Annotated in this window: 14 protein-coding genes and 1 riboswitch; of the genes, 6 read left to right on the forward strand and 8 right to left on the reverse strand. The window is 65.8% G+C overall.

Annotation, left to right across the window (positions count from 1 at the left end; all coding sequences use genetic code 11):
* Both ACZ2HM_RS14615 and ACZ2HM_RS14620 read right to left on the reverse strand, forming a co-directional pair.
* On the reverse strand, window positions 1–1,158 hold the full coding sequence (locus tag ACZ2HM_RS14615; RefSeq protein ID WP_096061318.1) for a GGDEF domain-containing protein: 1,158 nt from the start codon (window positions 1,156–1,158) through the stop codon (window positions 1–3).
* 85 nt (window positions 1,159–1,243) lie between these two features.
* Window positions 1,244–2,128: a LysR substrate-binding domain-containing protein gene (locus ACZ2HM_RS14620; protein WP_069065702.1), complete on the reverse strand. Its 885-nt coding sequence runs from the start codon at window positions 2,126–2,128 to the stop codon at window positions 1,244–1,246.
* 336 nt (window positions 2,129–2,464) lie between these two features.
* Between ACZ2HM_RS14620 and ACZ2HM_RS14625 the strand changes: the two genes are divergently transcribed.
* The 3 genes from ACZ2HM_RS14625 (at window position 2,465) to ACZ2HM_RS14635 (ending at window position 6,874) form a co-directional block, all read left to right on the forward strand.
* The gene (locus ACZ2HM_RS14625; RefSeq protein ID WP_470425540.1) at window positions 2,465–4,756 is read left to right on the forward strand and encodes a CDC48 family AAA ATPase; all 2,292 of its coding nucleotides are present in this window, start codon (window positions 2,465–2,467) and stop codon (window positions 4,754–4,756) included.
* Window positions 4,757–4,899: 143 nt separating this feature from the next.
* A complete protein-coding gene (locus ACZ2HM_RS14630) occupies window positions 4,900–5,535 on the forward strand; it encodes a class I SAM-dependent methyltransferase (RefSeq protein ID WP_037480756.1) in 636 nt (211 codons plus the stop codon).
* Between the two features lie 73 nt (window positions 5,536–5,608).
* On the forward strand, window positions 5,609–6,874 hold the full coding sequence (locus ACZ2HM_RS14635) for a glutamate-5-semialdehyde dehydrogenase (protein ID WP_037480753.1): 1,266 nt from the start codon (window positions 5,609–5,611) through the stop codon (window positions 6,872–6,874).
* Window positions 6,875–7,067: 193 nt separating this feature from the next.
* On the opposite strand, the gene kdsA is transcribed toward ACZ2HM_RS14635, so the two are convergent.
* Window positions 7,068–7,904, reverse strand: a complete 837-nt coding sequence (gene kdsA, locus ACZ2HM_RS14640) for a 3-deoxy-8-phosphooctulonate synthase (RefSeq protein ID WP_470425541.1) — start codon at window positions 7,902–7,904, stop codon at window positions 7,068–7,070.
* The gene (locus tag ACZ2HM_RS14645; protein WP_470425542.1) at window positions 7,901–8,194 is read right to left on the reverse strand and encodes a hypothetical protein; all 294 of its coding nucleotides are present in this window, start codon (window positions 8,192–8,194) and stop codon (window positions 7,901–7,903) included. The genes kdsA and ACZ2HM_RS14645 overlap by 4 nt, the downstream gene beginning before the upstream one ends.
* Before the next feature lie 21 nt (window positions 8,195–8,215).
* On the opposite strand from ACZ2HM_RS14645, the gene ACZ2HM_RS14650 reads away from it, so the two are divergent.
* Window positions 8,216–9,349, forward strand: coding sequence for a hypothetical protein (locus ACZ2HM_RS14650; RefSeq protein ID WP_470425543.1), 1,134 nt, complete (start codon window positions 8,216–8,218; stop codon window positions 9,347–9,349).
* Window positions 9,346–10,722 carry a cytochrome P450 gene (locus ACZ2HM_RS14655; protein ID WP_470425544.1) on the forward strand — a complete coding sequence of 459 codons (1,377 nt, stop codon included), beginning with the start codon at window positions 9,346–9,348 and terminating at the stop codon, window positions 10,720–10,722. Before ACZ2HM_RS14650 ends, ACZ2HM_RS14655 begins: the two co-directional genes overlap by 4 nt.
* Before the next feature lie 13 nt (window positions 10,723–10,735).
* Here the strand turns inward: ACZ2HM_RS14655 and ACZ2HM_RS14660 are convergent, their stop codons facing one another.
* From ACZ2HM_RS14660 to ACZ2HM_RS14675, 4 genes are all read right to left on the reverse strand, one after another.
* Complete coding sequence (locus tag ACZ2HM_RS14660; RefSeq protein WP_470425545.1) at window positions 10,736–11,632, reverse strand: transglutaminase family protein; 897 nt, start codon at window positions 11,630–11,632, stop codon at window positions 10,736–10,738.
* The gene (locus ACZ2HM_RS14665; protein WP_470425546.1) at window positions 11,629–14,103 is read right to left on the reverse strand and encodes a circularly permuted type 2 ATP-grasp protein; all 2,475 of its coding nucleotides are present in this window, start codon (window positions 14,101–14,103) and stop codon (window positions 11,629–11,631) included. The genes ACZ2HM_RS14660 and ACZ2HM_RS14665 overlap by 4 nt, the downstream gene beginning before the upstream one ends.
* Window positions 14,103–17,462: a transglutaminase family protein gene (locus ACZ2HM_RS14670; protein WP_470426863.1), complete on the reverse strand. Its 3,360-nt coding sequence runs from the start codon at window positions 17,460–17,462 to the stop codon at window positions 14,103–14,105. Before ACZ2HM_RS14670 ends, ACZ2HM_RS14665 begins: the two co-directional genes overlap by 1 nt.
* Before the next feature lie 63 nt (window positions 17,463–17,525).
* Window positions 17,526–17,807, reverse strand: coding sequence for a hypothetical protein (locus ACZ2HM_RS14675; RefSeq protein ID WP_470425547.1), 282 nt, complete (start codon window positions 17,805–17,807; stop codon window positions 17,526–17,528).
* Between the two features lie 36 nt (window positions 17,808–17,843).
* Window positions 17,844–17,953: riboswitch (TPP riboswitch) on the forward strand.
* Between the two features lie 44 nt (window positions 17,954–17,997).
* Here ACZ2HM_RS14675 and thiC point away from each other — a divergent pair.
* Window positions 17,998–19,929, forward strand: coding sequence for a phosphomethylpyrimidine synthase ThiC (gene thiC, locus ACZ2HM_RS14680; RefSeq protein ID WP_470425548.1), 1,932 nt, complete (start codon window positions 17,998–18,000; stop codon window positions 19,927–19,929).
* Window positions 19,930–19,974: the final 45 nt, after the last annotated feature.

The following is a 19,974-nucleotide window of genomic DNA, read 5'->3' on the forward strand; positions in this document are numbered from 1 at the left end:
TCAGTCGGTTTCGGCGGCGAGGTAGACGCGGTTGCGGCCATGTTCCTTGGCCAGATAGAGGGCGCGGTCGGCGGCCTTGAGCGCGGCGCGGGCGTCTTCATAGGCCAGCACATTGGCGACCCCGGCGGAAAAGCTGACCCGATCCATCCGCTCGCCGGTGGCGCGGTTGACGAGGCTGCGGTTGGCCAGATCCTCGCGCACGCCGTCCACCACTTCGCCTGCTTCGCCCGGCCCCTTGCCGCGGAACAGCATGACGAATTCCTCGCCGCCATGACGGGCGACATGGCAGCGGTCGTTGGACGCTTTGGCCAAGAGGCCAGCCACGAATTTCAACACCCGGTCGCCCGTGTCATGGCCGTGGGTGTCGTTGACATGCTTGAAATGGTCGATGTCGCAAAAGGCGACCGAGAGTTGCTCACCCTGCGCCTGGGCCAGCGCCACTTCCTCGCGCAGCACGGTCTCAAAGGCGCGGCGATTGGGCAGGCCGGTCAGATGGTCATGTTCGGCGGCGCGGCGGGCGGTTTCGAGGCTGGATTTAAGCGCCTTGGTCTGCTTCTGATTTTCGCGCAGCTGGGTTTCGACGAGGCGGGTCTTTTCGACCATCGAGCGGGTGAGGCCGACCAGCCGGGCCAGCACGGGCTCGCTATCGCCGCCTTCGACCAGATCCTTGGCCTGTTCCTGCAGCGCCGCGCCATAATCCTTCGCCGAATTGCGCGATTCATGCATCAGGCCGGTGAACTGGGTGAGATTTTCCTCGACCTTGTCGAGCATGGTCGCCAGCGAATCGGGGGTGACTTCATCGGCGCGCTGTTCGGCCGCGATCGTCTCGATCCAGCCATTGGTAATTTTGCCGCGCTCCATCATTACAGCGCGGATCGCCTTTTCCACGCCGATATTCGCGCCGGTCAGATAATCCAGCGCGACGCTGAAATTGATGGGCGTGAGGTCGAGGTCGTGGGCGAAGAGAAAATCACCAATATCTTCATAGAGCTGGCGGCGGCGGTTGATCTCGCGGCTGGACGATGATCCGGCGCGGGGCCGGGCTTCGACTTCCGCGCTTTCCTCCTCCGCCTTGCCCGACAGACCCTTGGCCCAGCGCGTCAGCCGATCGGTAAGCCCATGTTGCGAGCCTGCGGAAGAAGAAGATGCCCCGGTCATGACCCTCATAACGGCAGAGGTGGAACAGGGTTAAGAGCATAGCGGGAAAGAATCGATCCGTCTCCCCTTCCCTCCATGCGCCGTGTCAGATGTCGGCGGCGACCAGCCAGTCGCGGAAGATGCGGACGGCCCGCGTCTGCAGCGCGCGGGGGCGGCAGACGAAGAAATAGCGATAGGGGCTGTCGACATGCGTGTCGGGGAAGAGCCGCACCAACCGGGTATCGCCTGACTGGTTGAAATGGCTGGCATGCATGACGGCCACGCCCAGCCCCTGCGCCGCAGCCTCCAGCATCAACTGGCCCGAATCATAATTGTCGATCGCCAGCGGTTGCAGGTCGGGCAGGCCGACCGCTTCCTTCCAGGCGTCGAAGGATTGGGCCATGTCGCGGTGGATGAGGACGGTATGGTTCGCCAGTTCCTGCGGCGCGGTCAGCGCATGGGGCGCTTCGAGCAGTTCGCGCCGCCCGATCAGATAGACTTCGTCATGGTCCAGCTCATGGGCGTAGAGCGCCGGATCGATATCCTTGGCCAGCAGCACGATCGCCGCGTCCAGCCCTTCGCCAAGCCGCGCCACGGCATGGGGCGTCGTTTCGATGTCGATATGCAGCTGGGGGTGGAGTGCGCGCAGGGCACCCAGATGCGGGAAGAGACGCTGGGTCGCGAACAGCGGCAGCACCGCCAGCCGCAACCGCAACTGGTTGCCGCCGCTCTGGATATTTTCCAGCGCTTGCGCCAGAGAATCGAGGGCGGGTGCGATGTCGTCGAGCAGCCTTTGCCCCTCGGCATTGATCTCCAGCGCTTGATGCTTGCGGTCGAACAGGGGGCGGCCGATGAAGCGTTCCAGCGCCTGAACCCGGCGGCTGAGCGCAGGAGTCGAGAGCGCAAGCTCTTCCGCCGCCGCCTTGACCGAGCCGAGGCGTGCGACCTGCACAAAGGCCTCCAGGGCCGTAAGGGGCGGTAATCTCCGCATGATCTTTTACAATTCCATCGCCGGTGCGCTGCGCCGCGTCATCGCCTGTTATCGAGTGGGCAGCTTCCGGTCTCAAGCATCCTTGCCCTACAGAGCAGGAAAATCAGGCGAATGGCAAGATGCATTTTTTGCAACCGGAACTTTTGCGTTCGCACTTGCAATATCGCGTTTAACGCTACATATAGAGCAGGCCTTTCAGGCATCCTCTCCTAAAACTTTACGGGCTGGCCCTTGTGGCCGGCCCTTTTTTTATGCCCAGCGCGTGGCACATGGCCCCCTTTTCGCGGCGGCCGACGTTTCCTATCTCGTTACGGAACAAGAAGGACGGGGTGCCCGATGGCCGATGAGGAAATGACTGGACGCCGCATCCAGGTCGCCAATGCGCGGCCCGAAGATGCGGGACGCGGGCTTGCACGGCTGCCCTTGACGGTGATGGCCGAATTGCAGCTGAGCGAAGGCGATGTGATCGAGATCGTCGGCAAGCGATCCACGCCCGCGCGCGTGGTGCGTCCGTACAAGGAAGATGAAGGGCTGGACGTGCTGCGCCTCGATGGCTTGCAGCGCGCCAATGCCGGGGCCGGGTCGGGCGATTTCGTCCATATCGAGAAGGTCGAACCGCGCCCCGCCCAGCGGGTCGTGTTCGCGCCTGCACAAAATAATTTACGGCTTCAGGGTCATCCCGAAGCGCTCAAGCGGGTCTTCTTCCAGCGGCCGCTGACCGCGGGTGATGTCGTCGCGACGGCTGGCCAACAGCAGGTGCCGACCGGCGACATGCCGCCGCAATTGCGCCAGATGCTGGCTGCGCCCGCCTATGCGTTGCAGGAAATCCGGCTGGTCGTGGTGTCGACCGTGCCCAAGGGCGTGGTCCAGATCGACGCGGAAACCGAAGTCGAGCTGCGCCCCGAATATGAGGAGCCCAAGGAAGCGCGCCGTGCCGACGTGACCTATGACGACGTCGGCGGCATGGCCGATACGATCGACCAGTTGCGCGAAATGGTCGAATTGCCGCTGCGCTATCCCGAACTGTTCCAGCGGTTGGGCGTCGATCCGCCGCGCGGCGTGCTGCTCCATGGCCCGCCGGGCACTGGCAAGACGCGGCTGGCCCGCGCCGTCGCCAACGAATCGGAAGCCGAATTCTTCCTGATCAACGGGCCGGAGATCATGGGGTCGGCCTATGGCGAATCCGAAAAACAGTTGCGCGAGATATTCGAGGCGGCGGCCAAGGCTGCCCCCTCGATCCTGTTCATTGACGAGATTGATTCGATCGCGCCCAAGCGGGGACAGGTGACCGGCGAAACCGAAAAGCGGTTGGTCGCACAATTGCTGACGCTGATGGACGGGCTGGAGCCGCGCACCAATCTGGTGGTGATCGCTGCGACCAACCGCCCGGAGGCGATTGACGAGGCGCTGCGGCGACCCGGCCGCTTCGACCGCGAGATCGTGGTCGGGGTGCCCGACGAGCGCGGTCGGCGCGAGATATTGGGCATCCACACGCGCGGCATGCCGCTGGGCGACAAGGTCGATCTGTCCGAACTGGCGCGCATGACCTATGGCTTTGTCGGCGCGGACCTTGCGGCGCTGACCCGCGAGGCGGCGATCGAGACGGTGCGCCGTTTCATGCCGCGCCTCAACCTGGAGGACGGGACGATCCCGGCCGATGTCCTGGAAGAATTGTGCGTCACGCGCGAGGATTTCATGTCGGCGATCAAGCGGGTGCAGCCATCGGCCATGCGCGAGGTGATGGTGCAGGCACCCAATATCGGTTGGTCCGACATTGGCGGGCTGGACGATGCGCAGATGCGCTTGAAGGAAGGGGTCGAGCTGCCGCTCAAAAATCCCGACGCCTTCCGCCGGATCGGCATCCGCCCGGCCAAGGGCTTCCTGCTCTACGGCCCGCCCGGCACCGGCAAGACGCTGCTGGCCAAGGCGGTGGCGCGTGAGGCGCAGGCGAACTTCATCGCCACCAAATCGAGCGACCTCTTGTCCAAATGGTATGGCGAAAGCGAGCAGCAGATCGCCCGGCTGTTCGCCCGCGCGCGGCAAGTGGCCCCGACGGTCATCTTCATCGACGAACTGGACAGTTTGGTCCCCGCGCGCGGCGGCGGGCTTGGCGAACCGGCGGTGACGGAGCGGGTGGTCAATACCATTCTCGCCGAGATGGATGGGCTGGAGGAATTGCAGTCGGTGGTGGTGATCGGTGCCACCAACCGGCCGACGCTGGTGGACCCGGCGTTGCTGCGGCCCGGCCGGTTCGACGAACTGATCTATGTCCCCGTGCCGGACGAAGGGGGGCGGGCGCGCATCCTGTCGATCCATACCGGCAAGATGCCGCTGGCCGACGATGTCGATCTCGCCTCGCTGGCGGCGCGGACGCAGCGCTTTACCGGCGCGGATCTGGAGGATCTGTCGCGTCGCGCGGGCCTGTTCGCGCTGCGCCAGTCGATGACGGTCGAGAAGGTCACGATGGCGCATTTCGAGGCCGCGCTGCTGGAAACCCGCGCGTCGGTGACGCCGGACATGGAGCGGGAATATGAGCAGATCCAGGCGACGTTGAAGCAGAGCGCGATGCAGATCGATCCGATCGGCTTCGTGTCACCGGGCATGGTGCGCGGGCGCGACCGGGCCTGATCGAGCCTCACCGCTAGGGTGACGCGCAGGCGGCGGGGAAACCAATCGCCGCCTGCGCGTTCCTGCTCGATGCGCGCAATGCGGCTTGCAAGGCTTGCCGATTTTTGCGACGCCCGACCGTAATGACAAACAGGCGGATAATGATGGCCTCCATTCCCTTGAAAAAGAACGACAATCGCGCTCGCAAGGGCGTGTTCCTGAGCCAGTGGAGGCTGTTTTTCCGGCAGTTCGTCAAGCATCCCGGCATGATCGGGTCGATCATCCCCTCGTCCGCGACGCTGGTGAAGCGCATGCTCGACCCCGTCGATTGGCAGCGCACGCGCCTGTTCGTGGAATATGGGCCAGGCGTCGGCACCTTCACGCAGGCGATCCTCGACCGGATGCACCCGGACGCCACGCTGCTGGCGATCGACCTCAATGTCGATTTCGTCGCCTATCTAGAGGCGCAGATCGATGATCCCCGCCTGCGGGTCGTGCATGGATCGGCCGCCGACGTGCGCCGCTTCATTCGGGAAGCGGGGCATGTTCAGGCCGATTATATCCTGTCGGGCATCCCCTTTTCCACCCTGCCCGACGGCGTGGGGGAAGGCATTGCGGCGGAGACGCTTGGCGCGCTGCGGCCCGGCGGGGCCTTCCTCGTCTATCAATATTCGCGCTTCGTGCGCCGCTTGATCGATCCCCTCTTCGGCGAGGTGCAGGATGCGCTGGAATGGCGCAATATTCCGCCCTGCCGCCTGTTTCGCGCGGTGAAGGATGAGGGGCTGGCCAAGGCGGCCTGACGCCGGTCCTATCGCCTTCGCAACGGTCGGCTTTCATGCTAAGCCGCCGCGCATCCGAATGGCGAGAGTGATGATGAACGACCTGACCCAGACCCCCGAAATGCTGATCGCGACGATGGGCGCGCGCGCGCGCCGCGCCGCCGCCGTGATCGCGCAGGCGAGCGACGCGCAAAAGGCCGACGCGCTGCGTCGTGCGGCCCAGGCGTTGCGGGATCAGGCACCGGCGATCATCGCCGCCAATGCGCGCGACATGGATAATGCGGTGGCGAACGGCCTGTCGCCTGCACTGCTCGACCGGCTGCGGCTGGACGAAGGGCGGGTCGCGGCGACGGCGGCGGGCGTGGAGCAGGTCGCGGGCCTGCCCAATCCGCTGGGCAGCGTGATCGACCAGAGCGTGCGCCCCAATGGGCTGGACTTGCGCCGGGTGCGGGTGCCGCTGGGCGTGATCGGCATCATCTATGAAAGCCGCCCCAATGTGACCGCCGATGCGGCGGCGCTGTGCCTGCGCGCGGGCAATGCGGTGATCCTGCGCGGCGGCAGCGAGGCGAAGGAGAGCAACCGCGCGATCCACGCCGCGATCGTCGAGGGGATCGTCGCCGCTGGCCTGCCCGCCGATGTCGTACAGCTGGTGCCCACGACCGATCGTGCGGCGGTCGGCGCGCTGCTCAAGGCGGCGGAGTTTGTCGACCTGATCGTGCCGCGCGGCGGCAAGAGCTTGGTCGCGCGCGTGCAGGACGAAGCGCGCGTGCCCGTGCTGGCGCATCTCGACGGCATCAACCACAGCTATGTCGATGGCGCGGCGGACCCGACGATGGCGCAGCAATTGGTGGTCAATGCCAAGATGCGCCGCACCGGCATTTGCGGCGCGACCGAAACGGTGCTGATCGACCGCGCTTATGCCTATGCGCCCGCGCTGGTCAGGGCGCTGCTCGACGCGCAATGCGAAGTGCGCGGCGACGAAGCGGTGCAGGCAATGGACGCGCGGGTGAAGCCCGCCGACGAGGCGGACTGGGATACCGAATATCTCGACGCGATCGTGTCGATCCGGCTGGTCGATGGCGTGGAGGAAGCGATCGCCCATATCGCCGTCCATGCCAGCCACCATACCGACGCGATCATCACCGACGATCCCGCAACCGCCGAGCGCTTCCTCAACGCGGTGGACAGCGCGATCGTGATGTGGAACGCCTCCACCCAGTTCGCCGATGGCGGCGAATTCGGGCTGGGCGCGGAAATCGGCATTTCCACCGGACGGTTGCACGCGCGCGGGCCGGTCGCGCTGGAGGGGCTGACGACGTACAAGTGGATCGTGCGGGGGACGGGGCAGGTTCGGCCCTGACCGCATAAAGGGCGACCGCCACACCTCTCCCGCCTTCGCGGGAGAGGGAGGGGCCCGCGCCGAAGGCGTGGGAGGGTGAGGGTCTGTCTAACGCTGCAAGAAAGGCCCTCACCGACTGCGACTAGGCAGCACGCTGCCAAGTCTTCATAGCCTCTCCCGCGAAGGCGGGAGAGGGCGGGGTTGGGCCTTTGCCTTACCCCTTCACCACTTCGTCGATGGCTTTCAGCTTCGCGAGCATGGGCGCGACCCAGTCTAGCGGGAGCATGACCGGGCCGTCGGAGGGGGCGTTGTCTGGGTCTTGGTGGGCTTCGGCGAAGATGGCCGCGACGCCCGCTGCGATCGCGCTGCGGGCGAGGAGCGGCGCATATTCGCGTTGGCCGCCGGATGCGGAGCCCAGGCCGCCCGGCTGTTGCACCGAATGGGTGGCGTCGAAGACGACCGGATAGCCGGTCTGCGCCATCACGGGCAAAGCGCGCATGTCGCTGACCAAGGTATTGTAGCCGAAACTCGCGCCGCGTTCGGTCAGCAGGATGCGGTCATTGCCGGTCGAGGCGACCTTTTGCGCGACCGCCGCCATGTCCCAGGGGGCCATGAACTGCCCCTTCTTGACGTTGATGACCGCGCCCGTCCGCCCGGCGGCGAGCAGCAAGTCGGTCTGGCGGCAGAGGAACGCCGGGATCTGGAGGATGTCCACCGCCTGCGCGGCGGCCGCCACCTGGCCTGCATCATGCACGTCGGTCAGCACCGGGCAGCCCAGCGTCGCCTCCACCTCCGCGAGGATCGCGAGGCCTGCATCGATGCCGACGCCGCGCTGGCCCGATACCGATGTCCGGTTCGCCTTGTCGAAACTGCTCTTGAAGATGAAGGGCACGCCCGCTTGCCGTGCGATCTGCGCCAGCGCATCGGCCATGAACAACGCATGGTCGCGGCTTTCGATCTGGCAGGGGCCGGAAATGAGGACGAAGGGCAGGTCGTTGCCGAAGGTGACGGAACCTGTGGAGATATGTTTCGGGCTGGTCATGGCGCTCATTTGGGCGCTTTGGCGAAGCGGCGCAACAATTGCCCGCGCCACAGCCCTTTGCCCGGATGATAGTTCCAGCAGAACCAGCCGAAGGCGAGGCAGGCGATCAGGGACGGCAACGCCATCGGATCGCCCTGTCCCCTCATATGGCGGTAAAAGGCCATGTCGGCGCGCCAGCGGTCCCGCTCGCTGCCGCCGCCATTAATGCCATAGGCATTGTCATGTTTCCTACAGCCGATGTTTCGGTTGTATTTGCGATGGTCTATGAAATAGCAATAGTCGCGTTCGGGTGTGCTCATGCCCCGATTAGGGCTGGGTCAGTGCAAAAGTTCAAGCGTAAAGTCTTCTACCTCGGCGGTTTCGATCCGCGCGGCGTGCGTTTCTATCATCAGCTCTACCGCGAACAGGCGGCGCGCTATCATAAGCTCACGGGGGAGGATGTGACCGTCGGCGCGCGGCGGGCCGGGCCGGACGGGTCGCTGGTGTCGGTGCAATGGGATGTCGCCAATGAACAGGCGGGCGTCGCGGTCGATTATGAATATCTGCGCTGGGAAGATCTGATTGCCAAGGTGTGGATCCGCAATCCGCTGCCGCTCGCGCTGCGGGCGGCGCGGGCTTATGTCGGCCATGCGCGTTTCATGCAGTTCGGGCGGATGCGCAAGCTGCGGTCCGGGCCGGTCATCACCATCCTCTATCCGCCGCTGTTCGCCGTGCTGATCCCGTTGTTGCTGGCTTTGGTGCCTGCGCTGTTGCTGTCGCTGCTGCTGCCTTTTTGGGTGAGTGCTCTCATCGGGATCGGCATCAGCGCGCTGTTGTCCGGGCGTTTGCTGGCCAAGCTGGTCGTGCCCTGGCTATTGCGGTTCATGACCTATCATGGCGCGCTGGCGGCCAACGGGCCGGGCGCGGAGCTGGATACCCGGCTCGACCAGTTTGCCGCGCGCATCGCGGCGGAACTGGATGGCGATTGGGACGAAGTGCAGATCGTCACGCACAGCGCGGGCACCATATTGGGCATGAGCATATTGCGCCGGCTGTTTGCATTACGGAATGCGGCGATGCCCGACCATGCCGTCATGGTGGGCATGGGGCAGGTGGTGCCGGTGATCGGCCTGCGCCGCGACGCGCGCTGGTATCATGCTGATCTGGCGGCGCTGGCGGACAAGGCGTTCCGCTATGTCGATATTTCCTCGCCGCCCGATGGCGCGGCCTATTATAACGTCAATCCGCTGCGCCTTGTCGCAGACAATCATGCGGCGCGGGTGGACATGCTATCGCCGCGCTTCCATCTCTTCTATCAGCCGGAAAACTATCATGGCGGCTGGTCGAACAAATATGAGGCGCATTTCGACTATCTGCGCGTGGGCGACCGGCTATCGCCGCTCGATTTCATCAGCCTGACCGCTGGCCCTCGCACCGTGGACGACGCCGTCGCCGCCTTCAGGACGATCCCTTGACCGACCCGCTTTTCACCCCGCCCTATCCGCAGCCGCCCCGCACCAAGCGCGGCCTCATCAAACGGTTCCTGCGTGGCTGGCATAGCTGGATCCATGTGCTGTTCGACAAAAGCTATACGATGAAGATGGGCGAGATCCGCCTGCCGCGCCGGACCATGTATATCGCCAATGAACTGAGCCTGGTGGACCAGATTTTGCGCGGCGGCACCGCCTATCCCAAACATAGCGAACTGGTCCGCAATCTCGATCCGCTGATCGGCAACAGCGTCTTTTCCGCCAATGGCGCGGATTGGGAAAGCCAGCGGTCGATGGTCAATCCCGCCTTTGCCCATACCGCGCTGGGGCGGACCATGCCGCTGATGGTGGCGGCGGCCGACGATCTGCTGGCACGGCTGGAGGCGGCCGATCGCGGCCAGCCGGTCGATATCGACCCGATGATGACGCATGTCGCGGCCGACATCATCTTTCGCACATTGTTTTCGCAGGCGCTGGACGCGGCGCGATCGAACATCATCCACATCGCTTTCGGCAAGTTCCAGCGGCTGGCGCACAGCGCGTCGATGCTGCGGCTCTACGGCATTCCCGCCGGTTGGTTCGAGAAACGGTCGAAAGGCCCGGCGCGCGCCATCCATGACGTGTTCCGCCCGATCGTGAAGGCGCGCTATGAGGGCTGGCATGCGCGCGGGGAAGCGCCGCATCGCGACATTCTCCAGTCGCTCATTGAGGCGACACATCCCGAAACCGGAGAATCCTTCACCTGCAACCAGGTGATGGAGCAGGTTTCGACTATCTTCCTCGCAGGCCATGAAACATCGGCCAGCACCATGACCTGGGCGCTCTACATGCTCGCCGAATGTCGGCATATTCAGGATCGGGTGCGGGCGGAAATTGCAGCGGTTGCGGGCGACGCGCCGCTGACCGCGCCGATGCTCAAGGAAATGGGGCAGCTACGCAATATCTTCCGCGAGACGCTGCGCCTCTATCCGCCCGTCTCCTTCCTGCCGCGCGAAGTCACCTGTCCCATGGACATGCGCGACAAGCATCTGGAGAGCGGATCAATGCTGGTGGTCGCGCCGTGGCTGACCCAGCGGAACAAGGATAATTGGGCCTGTCCCCATGCCTTCAACCCCGATCGCTTCGATGATCCCGCCAATGCCGACATGGTGAAACAGGCCTGGTTCCCGTTCGGCCGGGGACCGCGCGTCTGCGTCGGGGCGGGCTTTGCGCAGCAGGAGGTGATGACGGTGATCGCCGCGGTCGTGCGGCGCTTTGCCCTGAGCGTGCCGCCGGGGTTCAGGCCCGAACCGATCAGCCGCCTGACCATCCGGCCAAGGACGGGGATGCCGTTGTTGTTCGGGGCTGTGGGCGATTAAAGGGCGGTGAGGGCTACGCCCCTCCCGCCATCTCCTCCTCCGGCACGACATCGACCATCAGTTGCAGGCTTTGCCCGCCGCCGCCGACGAACAGCCCGTCCATCGGCGCGACGTCGGCATAGTCGCGGCCCATGGCGACGAAGAGATGCCCGTCGCCGGTGATCACGCCATTGGTGGGGTCAAAGCCGATCCAGCCGCGCGTCCGCCCGCACCAGAGCATGACCCAGGCGTGCATGGCGTCCGCCCCGATCAGGCGCGGCTTGCCGGGGGGCGGATAGGTGCGCAGATAGCCGCTGACATAGGCGGCGGGCAGCCCGGCGAGGCGCAGCGCGACCACCATGACATGGGCGAAATCCTGGCACACGCCATGGCGCGCGGCAAAGGCATCGGCGACGGGTGTCGCCGCGTCGGTGCTGCCCGGTTCGTAGCGAAATTCGGCGCGGATGCGCTGCGCCAAGTCAAGCGCGGCGGCGACGATCGGCCGGTCGGGGGAGAGGCCATCGCCGACCCAGGCACCGATGTCCGGCAAGAGCGGCGCGCGGACCGAGGCATAGAGATAATGGGCGGGTGCCGCCGGTCCCATGTCGCGTTCGGCCAGCGCCGCCTGCGCCACCGCGCCGATGGTGGGGTCATCCGCCTGCGGCACGATCGCGCCACCCTGCACGCCGATGCGGAAGCGGCTTTCAATGGTGAGCTGGCGGATCGGGCTTTCGATCACCAGCCGGGCGACATGGACCGGCCAGGGACCGGGGCGCGAATCGATCGCCGACGGCAGCGGATCGACCTCCAGCGCATAGTCGGACGTCCATTGACCCGGCCAGGGCGCGGGCCGCAGCCGCAGGTTGAAGCGGGCCAGCCGCATCGGGCTGGCATAGCGCAGGATGGTGCGGTGCCGGACGTGGTAGATCATGACAGCAGGTCCATCGTCTCGGTCTTGCGGACCTGCAGGAAATAGCGCTGGCCGATCGCGTCGGACAGGCCGAGCAGTCGGCTTTCCACATCGGCGATGTCGGCCATGGTCAGCATGTCGCCGGTCAGCGGCGCGAGCCGCGCCACCAGCGCATCGGCGCGGCGCAGCGGCTCTTCAGGCATGCCGTCGGCGCGCAGCGTAGGGAGCGCCGCGATATGCTCCGCCAGCCGCGCCGCCTGATAGGCGATCGCGCGCGGATTATGCGGCTCCAGCGCCACGAGATCGCGCACCGGCGGCAGCGCAGGGCCGGTCAGATAGCGAGTGCGATAGCTGATCTGGCTGTCCTGCAAATCGAGCAATACGGTCAGGTCGTCGGCGCTCGCGCTATCGCCCCCGAACAGGCTGACGAGGCGACAGCCATTGATCGCGCGCTCCATGCGGCGACCCATATCATGGAAGCGCCAGGCGTCGGTGCGCGCCATATTCTCCGCCGCCAGCCCCGACAGCGCGGAAATTCGTTCAATCATGCGGGAGGTGGCGTCGAGCAGTGTCTCGGTCACCGCGCCGTCGAAGCGGGGCAGCGGCAGCCGCACCAGTCGCCACACGTCGCTCGCCAGCCGGTCGCGCAGCCCTTCGCCGATATTGGCGACCCGCCCCATCAGCGTCCGCACGCTGCCATCCTGGCTGGCATCGCCCAGCGCGATGGCGCAAAGCGGACCGACCGCGCCGCGACTGCCGGGGATCGCGCCCCACAAAGCCAGTTGCCCGACCAGCCGCGCCATGGTGGGTGAGGCAAGCGAGGGGCCGATGTCCGCCTCGATCGATCCGCCAACGATCGCGCGGATCAGCCGCAGCGTCATTTCGGTGCGCTCGATATAGCGGCCCAGCCAGAAGAGATTGTCCGCCGCCTTAGCCGGCAGCATCCCGCCCACCCGCCGGATCGCGGGCGCGCCGCCCGATCCCAGCAGCGTGTCGGGCGGCACGGGCTGGCTGTCGATGACGCACATGTCGGCGGACATGTCGCCCCGCCCCATGAGCGCGGCGCGGATGTCGCCATGGCCCGCGAGGCGCGCGAAAGCACCCGGCATCACGCGCCATTGGCCGAGCGCATCGCGCGCCACGAACACGCGCAGGGTGAAGGGCAGGGGGGTCAATTGCCCGTCGACGATGGCGGGGGTGGTGGATAATTTCACCACTTCCTGCCCGACATAGTCCATCGGCCGTCGCGCCATCGCGCCGAGCAGCGTGGCGCGTTGATCCTTGTCCAGCGTCGATCCGGGGGCGAAATGCGCGTCGGGCAGGCCCGCTACGGTCTGATCGAAGGCGGAACCGACGACCAGTTCGTCCAGCCGGTCGCGGACATGGGCGCATTCCTTGGCCTGCCCGCACCACCAGGTCGCGATATTGGGCAGGATCAGTTCCTCGCCCAGCACAGCCCGCGCCAGTTGCGGCAGGAAGGCAGCGAAGGCGCGGGATTCGATCACGCCCGCGCCCGGCCAATTGCTGACCATCAGGCCACCGCGCGCGCAGGCATCATAAAGGTCGGGCACGCCGATGCGCGACTTGCTGTCGAAGGCGAGCGGGTCGAGAAAGCGGCTGTCCAGCCAGCGCCACAGGCCGTCAATGCGCTTCAACCCCTGAATGGTGCGGACGAATAATTGCCCGTCGGTGACGATCAGATCCTCGCCCTCGACCAGCAACAGGCCAAGATAGCGGGCGAGATGCGCCTGTTCGGCATAGCTTTGATTGAAACGGCCGGGCGTCAGCAGGCCGATGCGCGGGTCCGACCGGGCGCAATCGGCGGCCAGCCCCCGGCGCAATTCGTCGAAAAAGGGGGCGAGCCGCCGCGTGTTCATTGCGCCGAGCAGGTCGCCGGTGGCGCGCGACAAAGCCAAGCGGTTTTCCAGCGCATAGCCCACACCCACCGGGGTTCTTACCCGGTCGGACAGGACGCGCCATTCGCCCGCCGGGCCGCGCCCGATATCGGCGGCGTAGAAATGAAGCTGATGCCCCTGCGGCGGCGGCGCGCCGTTCATGACGCGCCAATAATGGGCGCTGCCGGTCACGATGCTGGCGGGCAGATTGCCGTCCATGACCAGCGACTGGGTTGAGTAGATGTCGGCGATGACCCGTTCGAGCAGGTCGGCGCGCTGGGCGAGGCCCCGTTCGATATGCGCCCATTCGTCCGCGCCGATCAGCAGCGGCACTGGCCCCAGCGGCCAGGCGCGTTCCTGTTCATCGCCGGTCAGGCGAAACGCCATGCCAAGGTCGATCGCCTGCCGCCCAACATGGTCGGCGAGTGTCGCAGGATCGCCCTGCGCCTGCGCCGACAGCCGCTCCAGCATCGTCCGCCAGCGCGGGGCCATGGCGGGCGATGCATCGGCGAACAAATCTCCCGCCGGTGCGGCGGCGAGATAGGCGTCGGCCCATCCCGCCGCCGCGCCGGGCGGGGCCGCGGCGTCGGCGGCCATCACAGCCCCGGTTGTTTGAAGCGCAGGTCCAGCGTCATCGGAAATTCGCTGGCCGTTTCAGCGGCGGGCATATCGACTTGGCCGGGGGTGTGGCCATAATCCTGGAACCGCGCCTTGCGCCGGGCTTCGGCCTCATAGCCGTTGATCGGCAGCGTGTCGTAATTGCGGCCGCCCGGATGCGCGACATGATAGACGCAGCCGCCCAGCGACCGCCCGCTCCAACTGTCCAGCACGTCGAAGGTCAGCGGCGCATTGGCGGGCAGGTGGGGGTGGAGGCAATTGGCCGGTGCCCATGCCTTGTAGCGCACGCCGCCGACCGCTTCGCCCGGAACGCCGGTGGCGGTCATCGGCACCTGCCGCCCGTTGCACGCGACGATATGCCGCCCGGCGACCAGGCCCGTGGCGCGCACCTGCAATCGTTCGGTCGATGAGTCGACATAGCGCACCGTGCCGCCGATCGCCCCGGTTTCGCCCAGCACATTCCACGGTTCGAGCGCATGGGCGATTTCCAGCCCCACGCCGCCCGCATCGACCGTGCCATGGACCGGGAAGCGGAACTGGCGCTGCGCCTCGAACCAGTTGGGGTCGAAATCATAGCCCGCACCGCGCAGGTCGGACAGGATCTCCAGGAAATCGGCCCAGACGAAATGGGGCAGCATGAAACGGTCATGCAGCGTCGTGCCCCAGCGCACCAGATGGCCCTGCTGCGGCTGCCGCCAGAACCAGGCGGTTAGCGCGCGGAGCAGCAATTGCTGCGCCAGGCTCATGCGCGCTTCGGGCGGCATTTCGAACCCGCGAAACTCCAGCAGGCCCAGCCGCCCGGTGGGACCATCGGGCGAGAACATCTTGTCGATGCAGATTTCGGTGCGGTGGGTATTGCCCGTCACATCGACCAGCAGGTTGCGGAACAGCCGATCGACCAGCCAGGGCGGCGGCGCAGCCCCTTCGCCCGCAAACGGGTTGGGCACCTGCGCCAGCGCGATCTCCAGCTCGTAGAGGCCATCATGCCGCGCTTCGTCGATGCGCGGTGCCTGGCTCGTCGGGCCGATGCAGAGCCCTGAAAACAGGTAAGAGAGCGAGGGATGGCGCTGCCAATAGAGGACGAAACTCTTGAGCAGATCGGGGCGGCGGATGAAGGGCGAGTCACCCAATGTCGGCCCGCCCAGCACGATATGATTGCCCCCGCCGGTGCCGACGGAGCGCCCGTCGACCATGAATTTGTCGGCGGTCAGCTGACATTCGCGAGCATGGTCATAGACTTGCTGGGTGATATGGACCGTCTCGTCCCAGCTGGCGGCGGGCTGGACATTCACTTCGATCACGCCGGGGTCGGGCGTGGCCTTCAGCACGTCGATGCGCGGGTCCGGCGGCGGCGAATAGCCCTCGATCCGCACGGGGATACGCAGCGCTTCGGCGGCGGCTTCGACCTCGGCGATCAGCTCCAGATAATCTTCCAGCGCCTGCACCGGGGGCAGGAAGACCGAGAGATAATGACCGCGCGGCTCCACAGTCACGGCGGTCCGCACCGCGCCTTCGATGATGACCTGCTCGACCCGTTCCTGCGCGGCCATGCCGCCTTCGGGACCGGCGACCCGCTGCGACTGTTGCGCGCGCACTTCCTCGACGCTCGCCTGCTCGACGATCTGGGTGCGAAAGTCGGGCAGCGGTTCGCGCGGCTCGCTGGTGTCGCGGGGGTGGATATAGGGATAGTCGGATGGCGGCACATAGGGCAGCGACCCCAGCGGCAGGCGATAGCCCAGCGCCGAATCGCCCGGCACCGCGAACAGCTTGCCGCGCCGCAACTGCCAGATTTCGCTCTGCCAGCGGGGCTTGGCGACCTGGCTTTGCCAACGCTGCACCGGCAGCACATAGCCGACCGGCTGGTCGAGGCCGCGCTCGAACGTCTTGACCATGCGCGCGCGGGCTTCGGGATCGCTGATCTTGGGATCATCGGGGCTGGCATTGATCGGCAGGTCGGCTTCCTTGACCGCCCAGACTGCCGGATCTTCATAGACCGCATGGGTATATTCGTCGGTAAAGCCCATATTCCCGGCCATATGGCTCAGGAACGCGCGGGCGTCGGCAGGCGTCACCATGCGCGCGCCATCGGGCGCATCGTCGGGCGCGATCAGGCTTTCGTCGCGCCAGATCGGCGTGCCATCCTTGCGCCAATAGACCGCATAGGCCCAGCGCGGCAGGCTTTCGCCCGGATACCATTTGCCCTGGCCATGATGCAGCAGGCCGCCGGGCGCAAAGGTCGCGCGCAGCTTGCGGATCAGCCGGTCGGCATAGGCCGCCTTAGTCGGCCCGACCGCATCGCCATTCCATTCGCCCGCATCGCCGCCATCGACCGCCACGAAGGTCGGCTCGCCCCCGGTGGTCAGGCGCACATCTTGGCGCTTCAGGTCGGCATCGACTTGTGCGCCGAGCGCCATCACCGCGTCCCAGCGGCTGTCGGTGAACGGCTTGGTGATCCGCACGGCTTCGGCAATGCGCGACACGTTCATCGCGAACTCGAAATCGACTTCGGCGGGTTCGGCCATGCCGCTGATCGGTGCGGCGGACTTGTAGTGCGGCGTCGCGCAGAGCGGAATATGGCCTTCGCCCGCGAACATGCCGCTGGTCGCGTCCAGCGCCACCCAGCCTGCGCCGGGCACATAGGCCTCCGCCCAGGCATGGAGGTCGACGACGTCCTGCGTCACGCCCTTCGGCCCTTCGATCGGCTCGACATCGGCGACCAGCTGGATCGAATAGCCCGACACGAAACGCGCGGCAAAGCCCAGCCGGCGCAGCAATTGCACCAGCAGCCAGGCCGAATCGCGGCACGATCCCGTGCCGATCTCCAGCGTCTCTTCCGGCGTCTGCACGCCCGCTTCCATGCGAATGACATAGCCGACCTGCTGTTGCAGGCGGCGGTTCACCTCGACCAGGAAATCGACCGTCCGGCTTTGAAATCCATCATATTGCGCCACCATCGCGTCGAACATCGGCCCTTGCGGTTCGATGTCGAAATAGGCGGCGAGGTCGGTCTTCAGCTGATCGTCATAGGCGAAGGGGTAAGTCTCCGCATAAGGCTCGACGAAGAAATCGAACGGATTGATGATGTCGAGGTCCGCGAGCAGATCGACCTGGATGCGGAAATGGTCGACCGGATCGGGAAACACCACGCGCGCCAGCCAGTTGCCGTGCGGATCCTGCTGCCAGTTCAGGAAATGGTTCGCCGGTTCGATCTTCAGCGCATAATTGGGGACTTTGGTCCGGCTATGCGGCGCGGGGCGCAGGCGGATGACCTGCGGCCCCAGGCGGATCGGGCGATTATAACGATAGGCGGTGAGGTGGTGGAGTGCGGCTTTGAGCATGGTCGCGATCAAACGCTACCCCCTGCTGCAATGCAACAGCCAATCGCGCGGGGCGTGCAGATTCTAGGGAGTGCCCAGCCGCCCGCGCCGATAGCGCCGCCGCAGCACCGCCCCCGCGATCAGCAGCGGCGTCGCCACCAGCATCAGCGCCATGCCGATCAGGCTGGGCGACCAGCCCATGATGCTGTGCAGGCCAAAGGCCGACGGCGCGAGCAGCAGCAGAAATCCGGCGGTCAGCAGCCATAGTCCCCAACGGCGCGGGCGCACCGCGACCATGCGATATTCATGCCGCCACGCCTTGCGGCCTTCCTTGGTCGACAGATCGGGGGCGGGATGATGAGACATAAGCGCTGGACTCATGCCGCGAACGGATTACCCTGTCCAGCATCCCCGGGGGACCGTCCGCAGACGGTTGAGAGGCAGCTATGTGGCTGCGACCCGTTGAACCTGATCCGGCTAACACCGGCGTAGGGAGGGTCAGCGCGCCGTCACACCGCCCGCCGTCGCTCTCTTCGCCCATGAAGGAGAGACGATAATGGCAGATGTTCCCGCCCGCACCGAAATCGGCGTCACCACTGGTCCCATCCGGGGATCGCGCAAGATCCATGTCGGGCCGCTGAAGGTCGCGATGCGCGAAATCACGCTGGAGCCGGGCAGCGGCGAGGCGCCCGTGCGGGTTTACGACACGTCCGGCCCCTATACCGATCCGACCGCGCAGATCGACATTCGCGCGGGCCTGCCGACGCTGCGTCACGACTGGATCGTTGGGCGGGGCGATGTGGAGGCATATGACGCGCGGGAGGTGCGGCCGGAAGATAATGGGCTGAAAGGGCCGGATCGTAGCGGCGGCGTCGCGCAATTTCCGCTGGGCGCGCGTCGCCCGTTGCGTGCCAAGGCGGGCGCGAATGTCAGCCAGATGCACTATGCCCGGCGCGGCATCATCACGCCGGAAATGGAATATGTGGCGGAGCGCGAGAATCTGGGCCGGGCGCGGCTGGCCGAATATGTCCGCGACGGGCAGGATTGGGGCGCGGAAATCCCCGATTATGTGACGCCCGAATTCGTCCGTGACGAAGTGGCGCGCGGCCGGGCGATCATCCCCAGCAACATCAACCATCCCGAATCCGAACCGATGGCGATCGGCCGCAATTTCCTGGTCAAGATCAACGCCAATATCGGCAACAGCGCGGTCGCATCCGACGTCGCCGCCGAAGTCGACAAGCTGGTCTGGTCGATCCGCTGGGGCGCGGACACGGTGATGGACCTGTCCACGGGCCGCAACATCCACGACACGCGCGAATGGATCATCCGCAACTCGCCCGTGCCGATCGGCACCGTGCCCATCTATCAGGCGCTCGAAAAGGTCGGCGGCGTCGCCGAGGATCTGACCTGGGAGATTTTCCGCGACACGCTGATCGAGCAGGCGGAACAGGGCGTCGACTATTTCACCATCCATGCCGGCGTGCGGCTGCCCTATATCCCGATGACCGCCAAGCGCGTCACCGGCATCGTGTCGCGTGGCGGCTCCATCATGGCGAAATGGTGCCTCGCCCATCATCGCGAAAGCTTCCTCTACGAGCGGTTCGACGAGATTAGCGAGATCATGAAGGCCTATGACATCGCCTATTCGCTGGGCGATGGCCTGCGCCCCGGTTCGATTGCTGACGCCAATGACGAGGCGCAATTTGCCGAACTCTATACGCTGGGCGAACTGACCAAGCGCGCCTGGGAACAGGATGTGCAGGTGATGATCGAGGGGCCGGGCCATGTGCCGATGCACAAGATCAAGCAGAATGTGGAAAAGCAGCTCGAAGCCTGCGGCGAAGCGCCTTTCTATACGCTGGGGCCGCTCACCACCGACATCGCGCCGGGCTACGACCATATCACCTCAGGGATCGGCGCGGCTATGATCGGCTGGTATGGCACGGCGATGCTTTGCTATGTCACGCCCAAGGAGCATCTGGGCCTGCCCGACCGCGACGACGTGAAGGTCGGCGTGGTGACCTACAAGCTCGCCGCCCACGCTGCTGATCTGGCCAAGGGGCATCCGGCGGCGAAGGTGCGCGACGATGCGCTGAGCCGCGCGCGGTTCGAATTCCGCTGGCGCGACCAGTTCAACCTGTCGCTCGACCCCGACACGGCGGAACAATATCACGACCAGACGCTCCCCGCAGAGGGCGCGAAAAGCGCCCATTTCTGCTCGATGTGCGGCCCCAAATTCTGCTCGATGAAGATCACGCAGGAAGTCCGCGATTTCGCCGCGAAGCAGAATCAGGAAGCCGACGCCTTCATCGCCGCCAATCCTCCCCGGCACGGGGAGGGGAACCATTTGGCGAAGCCAAATGGTGGAGCGCGCGCGCCCCTGGACGCAGCCTCCGCCGAACAGGGCATGGCAGAAATGAGCAAGGTGTTCAGGGAAACGGGGAGTGAATTGTATATGGGGGCTGGGGATCGGGAGCGGGATTGATTTTCAATTGCCAACAAAGTTTCAAAAGGGGGCCGGTGATCGACC

The sequence above is a fragment of the Sphingobium sp. KKT206 genome (genome assembly GCF_055640555.1).

Bases quoted from the DNA above. Each gene is read 5' to 3' on its own strand.
- ACZ2HM_RS14615 (WP_096061318.1), bottom strand. From the start codon at position 1,158: ATGACCGGGGCATCTTCTTCTTCCGCAGGCTCGCAACATGGGCTTACC.
- ACZ2HM_RS14620 (WP_069065702.1), bottom strand. From the start codon at position 2,128: ATGCGGAGATTACCGCCCCTTACGGCCCTGGAGGCCTTTGTGCAGGTC.
- ACZ2HM_RS14625 (WP_470425540.1), top strand. From the start codon at position 2,465: ATGGCCGATGAGGAAATGACTGGACGCCGCATCCAGGTCGCCAATGCG.
- ACZ2HM_RS14630 (WP_037480756.1), top strand. From the start codon at position 4,900: ATGGCCTCCATTCCCTTGAAAAAGAACGACAATCGCGCTCGCAAGGGC.
- ACZ2HM_RS14635 (WP_037480753.1), top strand. From the start codon at position 5,609: ATGAACGACCTGACCCAGACCCCCGAAATGCTGATCGCGACGATGGGC.
- kdsA (WP_470425541.1), bottom strand. From the start codon at position 7,904: ATGAGCGCCATGACCAGCCCGAAACATATCTCCACAGGTTCCGTCACC.
- ACZ2HM_RS14645 (WP_470425542.1), bottom strand. From the start codon at position 8,194: ATGAGCACACCCGAACGCGACTATTGCTATTTCATAGACCATCGCAAA.
- ACZ2HM_RS14660 (WP_470425545.1), bottom strand. From the start codon at position 11,632: ATGATCTACCACGTCCGGCACCGCACCATCCTGCGCTATGCCAGCCCG.
- ACZ2HM_RS14665 (WP_470425546.1), bottom strand. From the start codon at position 14,103: ATGGCCGCCGACGCCGCGGCCCCGCCCGGCGCGGCGGCGGGATGGGCC.
- ACZ2HM_RS14670 (WP_470426863.1), bottom strand. From the start codon at position 17,462: ATGCTCAAAGCCGCACTCCACCACCTCACCGCCTATCGTTATAATCGC.
- ACZ2HM_RS14675 (WP_470425547.1), bottom strand. From the start codon at position 17,807: ATGTCTCATCATCCCGCCCCCGATCTGTCGACCAAGGAAGGCCGCAAG.
- thiC (WP_470425548.1), top strand. From the start codon at position 17,998: ATGGCAGATGTTCCCGCCCGCACCGAAATCGGCGTCACCACTGGTCCC.